8 protein-coding genes are annotated in these 7504 nt (G+C 73.6%); 7 read left to right on the top strand and 1 reads right to left on the bottom strand.

What is annotated here, in order from left to right; translation table 11 throughout:
- Nucleotides 1-31 precede the first annotated feature (31 nt).
- From VFW24_12675 to VFW24_12705, 7 genes are all read left to right on the top strand, one after another.
- Nucleotides 32-847, top strand: coding sequence for an FtsQ-type POTRA domain-containing protein (locus tag VFW24_12675; GenBank protein HEX5267618.1), 816 nt, complete (start codon nucleotides 32-34; stop codon nucleotides 845-847).
- 93 nt (nucleotides 848-940) lie between these two features.
- Nucleotides 941-2008 carry a cell division protein FtsZ gene (gene ftsZ / locus VFW24_12680; protein HEX5267619.1) on the top strand — a complete coding sequence of 356 codons (1068 nt, stop codon included), beginning with the start codon at nucleotides 941-943 and terminating at the stop codon, nucleotides 2006-2008.
- 26 nt (nucleotides 2009-2034) lie between these two features.
- Complete coding sequence (locus VFW24_12685) at nucleotides 2035-2679, top strand: polyphenol oxidase family protein (protein HEX5267620.1); 645 nt, start codon at nucleotides 2035-2037, stop codon at nucleotides 2677-2679.
- Nucleotides 2680-2701: 22 nt separating this feature from the next.
- Nucleotides 2702-3373, top strand: coding sequence for a YggS family pyridoxal phosphate enzyme (locus VFW24_12690; GenBank protein ID HEX5267621.1), 672 nt, complete (start codon nucleotides 2702-2704; stop codon nucleotides 3371-3373).
- Nucleotides 3374-3394: 21 nt separating this feature from the next.
- Nucleotides 3395-3928: a cell division protein SepF gene (sepF, locus tag VFW24_12695; GenBank protein HEX5267622.1), complete on the top strand. Its 534-nt coding sequence runs from the start codon at nucleotides 3395-3397 to the stop codon at nucleotides 3926-3928.
- Between the two features lie 14 nt (nucleotides 3929-3942).
- Entirely contained in the window at nucleotides 3943-4191 is a 249-nt protein-coding gene (locus VFW24_12700) for a YggT family protein (protein ID HEX5267623.1), read from the top strand.
- A gap of 157 nt (nucleotides 4192-4348) precedes the next feature.
- Nucleotides 4349-5260, top strand: coding sequence for a hypothetical protein (locus VFW24_12705; protein ID HEX5267624.1), 912 nt, complete (start codon nucleotides 4349-4351; stop codon nucleotides 5258-5260).
- 27 nt (nucleotides 5261-5287) lie between these two features.
- Here VFW24_12705 and VFW24_12710 read toward each other — a convergent pair.
- Nucleotides 5288-7504: class I tRNA ligase family protein (locus tag VFW24_12710; GenBank protein ID HEX5267625.1), on the bottom strand; the 2217-nt coding region annotated here is incomplete at its 5' end.

The following is a 7504-nucleotide window of genomic DNA, read 5'->3' on the forward strand; positions in this document are numbered from 1 at the left end:
ATGGTCGGGTTCGGATGAGAGTCGGCCCCGGATGAAGACCCTCACCCCGCCCCGCCGGCCGCCGGCGCCGGACGTCCCCCGGATCGACCCCCGGATCCGGCAGCGCCGGATAGCCGTCACGCGCCATCAGGGTCGCCGGCGCCTGCGCGTGCTGATCGGGGCGCTGGCCCTCGCCATGGCGATCGTGCTGGCGGTCGTCGTGCTGCACATGTCGTGGTTCCGGGTCTCCTACATCGAGGTGCGGGGGGCGGCGCACTCCGGCGTCGCCCGGGTCGACGCCGCCGCCCGGGTGGCCCTGCACCGGCCCCTCCTCAGCGTCGACACCGCCACGGTGGCCAGCCGGGTCGAGCGCCTGCCGTGGGTGGCCGAGGCCCGCATCGCCAAGTCGTGGCCGTCGACCCTGGTCGTGACCGTCGTGGAGCGGACCCCGGTGGCCCAGGTGGCCGACGGGTCGCGCTGGGCCGTGCTCGACGGCACCGGGCGGGTGCTGGCCGTCGCCGACACCCGGGCTCCCGGCCTGATCGTGCTGACCTGGACCGGGGCGGTGCCCGGACCCGGCGTCCGGATGGCGGCGCAGGCCCGGGCGCCCCTGGCGGTGGCGAGCGGTCTCACCGCCCTCACCCGGCCCGGGCCCGGCGTTCCCGCCCCGGTCGTCTCGCTGGCCGTGGGAGCCGGCGGGGGAGTGGCGTTGGACCTGGCCGGGGGCGCGGTCGTCGACCTGGGGCCACCCGCTGACCTCACGTCCAAGCTGACCGCGCTGGCCACCCTCGAGTCCGAGGTCGACCTGTCGGGCGTGAAGACCATCGATCTGCGGGTGGCCGGTCAGCCGGTCTTGACCCGCGGTTGAGCACGCCGTACGGTGTCTCGGTTCGCCTCAGGTTGACATAACTATCAACCTCCAGTAGAGGTTGAGGCGCTGACGGGAAGGGCCCGACACCACATGGCGGTTGGATCGCAGAACTACATAGCGGTGATCAAGGTCGTCGGCATCGGCGGCGGCGGTGTCAACGCCGTCAACCGGATGATCGACGCCGGGCTCAAGGGAGTCGAGTTCATCGCCGTGAACACCGACGCCCAGGCGCTGTTGATGAGCGACGCCGACGTCAAGCTCGACATCGGCCGCCAGCTCACCCGGGGACTGGGCGCCGGCAGCGACCCCGACGTCGGCCGGGCCGCCGCCGAGGAGCATCGGGACGAGATCGAGGAGGTGCTGAAGGGCGCCGACATGGTCTTCATCACCGCCGGCAAGGGCGGCGGGACCGGCACCGGTGGCGCCCCCGTGGTGGCCGAGATCGCCAAGGGCCTCGGCGCGCTGACCATCGGCGTGGTGACGCGGCCGTTCTCGTTCGAGGGGCGGCGCCGCGCCGTTCAGGCCGACTCGGGCATCCAGAAGCTGAAGGAGAAGGTCGACACCCTCATCATCATCCCGAACGACCGCCTGCTGACCGTCTCCAACGACAAGACGTCGATGGTCAACGCCTTCAAGATGGCCGACGAGGTGCTCCTGCAGGGCGTGCAGGGCATCACCGACCTGATCACCACCCCGGGTCTCATCAACACCGACTTCGCCGACGTGAAGATGATCATGAGCAACGCCGGTACCGCCATCATGGGCATCGGCACCGCGTCGGGTGAGGGCCGGGCGGTGAACGCCGCACGCGCCGCCATCACCAGCCCGCTGCTCGAGGCGTCGATCGAAGGGGCACGCGGCATCCTGCTGAACATTGCCGGCGGCAGCGACCTCGGGCTGTTCGAGGTCAACGAGGCGGCCGAGATCATCCACGGCGTGGCCCATGCCGACGCCAACATCATCTTCGGCAGCGTCATCGACGACGCCCTCGGGGACGAGGTGCGGGTCACCGTCATCGCGGCCGGCTTCGAGCGGTGGGAGGAGCGCTCGCCCGAGGATCGCCGGCTGGCCGGGATCTCGGCGTCGCGGGGCCTCGCGGGAGAGCCGGACGTCGACCTCGGGGACGACGACTTCGACGTCCCGTCATTCCTCAAGTAGTCGCCCTCCCGGGAGGGGTCCGGGCGGTGTGGACCGGGCGGGCCGAGGGGGATCTGGGACCTGGTGCCGGGGCTGACGCCCCGGTCCGCCGCCGGGCGGTGATCGACCGGCCCTGGGCGTGGCTGCGCCAGGTCCACGGCGCCGACGTCGTGGTCGTGACGCCGGGAGGGGTGGTCGAGGGGCTCGAGGCCGACGTGCTGGTCTCGCCCCCGCCGGAGGCGGCGCCGGGCCCGGACGTGGCCCTGGCCGTGTTCACCGCCGACTGCGCCCCGCTGGCCCTGGCGAGCCCCGAGGGGGTCATGGCGGCGGTGCACGCCGGATGGCGCGGCGTGGTGGCCGGGGTCGTGCAGGCGGCGGCGGACGCCATGCGCCGGGCCGGCGCCCGGGCCGTGACCGGCGCCCTCGGACCCTGCATCCACGCCGAGTGCTACGAGTTCGGCGCGTCCGAACTCGGAGCCGTCGAGAGCGCCGTCGGGCGGCCCGTCGGCGGTCGCACGTCGTGGGGCACCTCCGCCCTCGACCTGCCGGCCGCGGTCGCGGCCGCGGCCGACTCGGCGGGCATCGACGTCGTGTTCTCTTCTCCCGTCTGCACGGCCTGCTCCCCGGACCTGTACTCGTACCGGGCCCGGGAGGACGCCGAACGCCAGGCTCTCGTTGTCTGGCGCGACTGAAGCGCGAGCCGAGCCGAGCGCCGTGCCCTCCCCGGAGTCGGTGGCCGAGGCCCTGGCCGTCGTGCGCCGGCGGATCGCCTCCGCCACGGCGCGTCCCGAGCGGGTGGAGGTGGTGGCGGTCACCAAGGGCCACGGCGCCGAGGCGGTGCGCTCGGCGCTGGCGGCGGGCGTCCTCGACGTCGGCGAGAACTACGCCCGGGAGCTGCTGGCCAAGGAGGCCGAGCTGCCTTCCGGCTCCCCCCGCCGGTGGCACTTCCTCGGCGCCGTGCAACGCAACAAGGTCCCCGAGCTGGCGGCGCTGGTGGCGGTGTGGCAGTCGGTGGACCGGGCCGAGGAGGCACGCCGCATCGCCTCGTTCCGGCCCGGCGCCACGGTGCTGGTCGAGGTGGCCCTCTTCTCGGGCCCGGGGCGGGGAGGGGTGGCCCGGCCGGCCGCGGCCGGCCTCGTCGAGGAGGCCCGTTCGCTCGGGCTGGCGGTGGCGGGGCTGATGGCGGTGGGGCCCCCGGGCCCGCCCGAGGACGCCCGGCAGGGCTTCCGGTGGCTGGCGAGCGAGGCGCGCCGGCTCGGACTCAGCGAGGTGTCGATGGGTATGTCGGCGGATCTGGAGGTGGCCGTGGAGGAGGGCTCGACCATGGTCCGCGTGGGCACGGCGCTGTTCGGTCCGCGCCCGGGAGCACCTGGCCTGGGACGATAGAGTCCCGAAGGGAGGAGGAACATGGCTTCGTTCGTCCGCCGCGCGATGGTCTATCTGGGCCTCGTCGACGACGAGTACGAGGAGTACGAGGCGTACGAGGAGCCGGTCGCGGCCCCAGCGCCGCCGCCGGCTGCGCCGACGCGCCCCGCGCCGCGCTCGTACACGGCGCCTCCCGAGACCGGAGGCAGCATACGGACCCTCCACGTCACCGAGGAGGCTCCGCCGGCGGTCGCGCCCGCGCCCCGGCCCGCCGTGGTCCGCCCGCTCACGCCCACCCAGACGGCCAAGGTCCACGTCGTGGCGCCGGGCCAGTTCAGCGACGCCCAGGAGATAGGGGACAGGCTGAAGGCCAACCAGCCGGTCATCGTCAACCTGCAGAACGCCGACCGGGAGCTGTCCCGGCGGATGATCGACTTCTGCAGCGGGTGCACCTACGCCCTCGGCGGATCGATGGACAAGGTGGCCGAGCAGGTCTTCCTCCTCACCCCGTCCAATGTCGAGGTGTCGGCCGAGGAGAAGCGCCGCCTGCAGGAGCGGGGGCTGTACCGGGCCTAGCCCCGGTCCGCGCCGTGCAGATCGTCCACTGGCTGATCCAGCTCTACGTGATCCTCATCTTCGGGAGGATCATCCTCAGCTGGTTCCCGATGTCCCCCGGCTCGGCCCTGGGGCCGGTCCACCAGTTCCTGTACTCGGTCACCGAGCCGGTGCTGGGGCCGGTACGACGGATCCTGCCCCCTGTCCGCATGGGGGCGGTAGGGCTCGACCTGTCCCCGTTCATCGTGCTCGTGGGGCTGCAGATCCTGGCCGGCCTGATCTGAGGCCGCCCCTGACGGGCCCGCTCCCGAAGGCCCCGCCCGGGGCCGCCCGGAGGCCGCCGGGCTCCCGGAAGGGACTCCTCCGGCTCCCGGTACCGGGGTGGGCCCGCGCCTACACTGCCCCGGTTCGCCGACGCCCACTCCCGGAATGGTGGTGCCCGTGCTCCTGCTTCTGACGATCTTCCTGGTCCTGGTCGGCGCCGTCATGCTGATCATCGGCTTCATCCAGGACTCGCTCGTCCCCATCTACATCTCGATCGGTTGCAGCGTGGCGGCGGCCGCGGTCCTGATCGCCTTCTCGCGGATGTCGCGCCGCCAGGGCGTGCGCGTCGTGAGCCTGCCGCGTGAGGAGCTGACGCCGGAACCCGCCGCCCCGGCGTCCGAAGGGGTCGTGACGGAGTCGATCACCGTGCTCGGGCCCACCGGCGCCGAGGCCGAGCCGGCCACCGAGGAGGCGGGCCCGACGCGGGAGGCCGTGCTCGTCGGAGCCCCGTTCGGTGACGAGGACGTCGACGAGGACGGGGACGGCCAGGAGCCGGAAGCCGACCGGCCCGCCGCCGCTTCCGCCACCACCGGCCTGCTGGCCCAGGCGGAAGCGGGCGCCGGCGGCCGGGCCGAGGATGTCCTCGCCGAGGCCCCGGTGCCGGACCCGACCGAAGAAGCGGCCCCGGCGGCAGCCGCCGCTACGGGGGTGGGCCGGACGGCGGCGTCGCGGGCCACGTCCAAGGCGGCCGGGGTGAAGAAGGCGGCGCCCCGCAAGGCCGCGACCAAGGCGAGCCCGGCCAAGAAGGCGGCCACCAGGACGACCGCGGCCAAGACGTCGGCGGCGCGCACCACCTCGTCGAGGTCGGCGGCGTCCAAGTCCGCGGCGTCCAAGAGCGCGGCGTCGAAGACGACAGGCGCCAAGGCGGCCGCCACCAAGAAGACAGCCGCGAAGGCCGCGCCCGCCAAGAAGGCCGCCACCAAGGCGACCGGAGCCACCCGGGCCGGCACGACCAAGAAGGCGGCCGGCAAGACCGCGGCCAAGAAGTCGACCGGCGGCACGGGCACGAGGAGGGGCTCGGGGTCCTGAGGATCCCGACCGCCGCCGGGCCCCGCTCTACGGGGCGCGCGTGAGAGCGGCGGAGGCCGTCCGCCCGTCGTCGAGCTCCAGGGGCACGGCCGGGCGCTCCCCGGCGGAGAACTCCACCCGCGCCGCCAGCACCTCTCTCGCGATCAGCCGGGCGTGGGGGCGCAGCTCGTCCACGCCGGAGAGCCACAGCTCGATGCGGTCGGACATCTCCAGCCCGGCGTCCCGGCGCAGCGACTGCACCTGGCGGATCACGTCCCGCAGCATCCCGCGGGTGCGCAGCTCGTCGTCGATGTCGAGGTCCAGCGCCACCGCGGCCGTGCCCTCCCTCGAGACGGCAAAGCCCTCCCGTCCCCTGACCCGGACCTCGACCTCGTCGGCGGTGAGCTCAACCGGGCCTCCGCTCAGCTCGAGGCGCACCGGGCGGCCCTGCTCGAGCTCGGACACGAGCGCCTGGGCATCGGCGCCGGCGAGGGCCGGGCGAACCTCCTTCACCCGCTCCCCGAGCCGCGGTCCCAGCACCCGGAAGTCGGGCACCAGCTCGAAGGACAACAGCTCCCCGATGCGGTCGGCCACCACGACCTCGTCCACGTTCAGCTCCTCGGCCACCAGCGCGGCCAGCAGCTCGGGGCTGTCGGGCGGCAGCGCGACGAGAGCCCGGCGCAACGGCTGGCGCACCTTCACCCCGGCCTGAGAGCGGCCGGCCCGACCGAGCGACACCAGGTGCCGGGCCAGGTCCATCTGCGCCGTCAGGTCGGTGTCGGCGCCATCGGAGGTGGGCCCGGGCCACCTCTGCAGGTGCACCGACGCCTCCTCACCCGCTCCGGTCAGCTGGGACCACATCCGCTCGGCCAGGAACGGGCAGAACGGGGCCAGGAGCAGCGCCACCGTCACCAGGGCGTCGTGCAGGGCGGCGTGGGCGGCCAGCCCGTCGGCCTGGTCGAGGTTGGGGTCGGTGCGCCAGAACCGCCGGCGGTTGCAGCGGACGTACCAGTTCGACAGGTCGTCGACCAGCTGTCCCAGGGCGTTCGCCGCCTGCAGGGGCTGGTAGTCCCGCAGGGCGGTGGTCACGTCGGCGACGGCGGAGTCGACCCGGGCCTCGAGCCACCGGTCGAAGAGCGGCCGGTCCGGCCGCGGGGGCACGGCGGGGTCGTCGGGGTCGAAGCGGTTGAGGCCGGCGTAGGTCGAGAAGAAGCTCCAGGTGTTCCACAGCGTCATGAGCACGTCCGACGTCGACGCGTCGATGGCCTCGAAGCTGGTGCGGGTCGACGTCCACGGCGAGCCCTGGTGGAACATCCACCACCGCAGCGGGTCGGCGCCGCGCGTGTCGAGGATCGACCACGGATCGACCACGTTGCCGAGGCTCTTGGACATCTTCCGGCTGTCGGCGTCGACGAGGTGGCCCAGGGAGAGGACGGCCCGGTAGGGCACCGACGAGAACACGAGGGTGTTGACGGCGAGGAGCGAGTAGAACCAGCCGCGCGTCTGGTCGACCGCCTCGCACACGAAGTCGGCGGGAAGGCGGAACGCCTTCTCCGAGCCGGGGGCGTACGGGTAGCCCCACTGGGACGCCGGCATCGATCCCGAGTCGAACCAGGCGTCGATCACCGCCTCGACCCGCCGGGCCGGCAGCGCGCAGTCCGGGCAGGCGAAGGTCACCTCGTCGATGTAGGGCCGGTGCGGATCGACACCGGAGACGTCCCGCCCGACCAGCTCGGACAGCTCGGCCAACGAGCCCACACAGCGGGCGTGGCCGGACTCGCACCGCCACACCGGCAGCGGCGTGCCCCAGTAGCGGTCGCGGGACAGCGACCAGTCGATGTTGTTGGCCAGCCACTCCCCGAACCGGCCGTGCTTGATGTGCTCGGGCCGCCAGGTGACGGTCTCGTTGGCGTCGAGGAGCTCCTGCTTGTGCCGGGACGTGGCGACGTACCACGAGGGCTTTCCCCAGTAGATCAGCGCCGTGCCGCAGCGCCAGCAGTGGGGGTAGGAGTGGAGGTAGGGCTCGGCCCGTACGAGCAGCCCGTCGGCCGCCAGCCGGGCCACGATCTCCTCGTTGGCCTCGCGCACCGACCGGCCGGTGAGCCAGCCGGCGTCGGTGAAGCGACCGTCGGGGCCCACCGGGTTCAGCACCGGCAGGCCCTCCGCCCGCCCGAGGGCCCAGTCGTCGGCTCCGAAGGCAGGGGCGATGTGCACCAGGCCGGTGCCCTCGTCGGCGCTGACGAACCCGGCCGGCACGACCCGCCA

The organism is Acidimicrobiales bacterium (assembly GCA_036273495.1).
Taxonomy (GTDB): Bacteria; Actinomycetota; Acidimicrobiia; order Acidimicrobiales; family JAJPHE01; genus DASSEU01.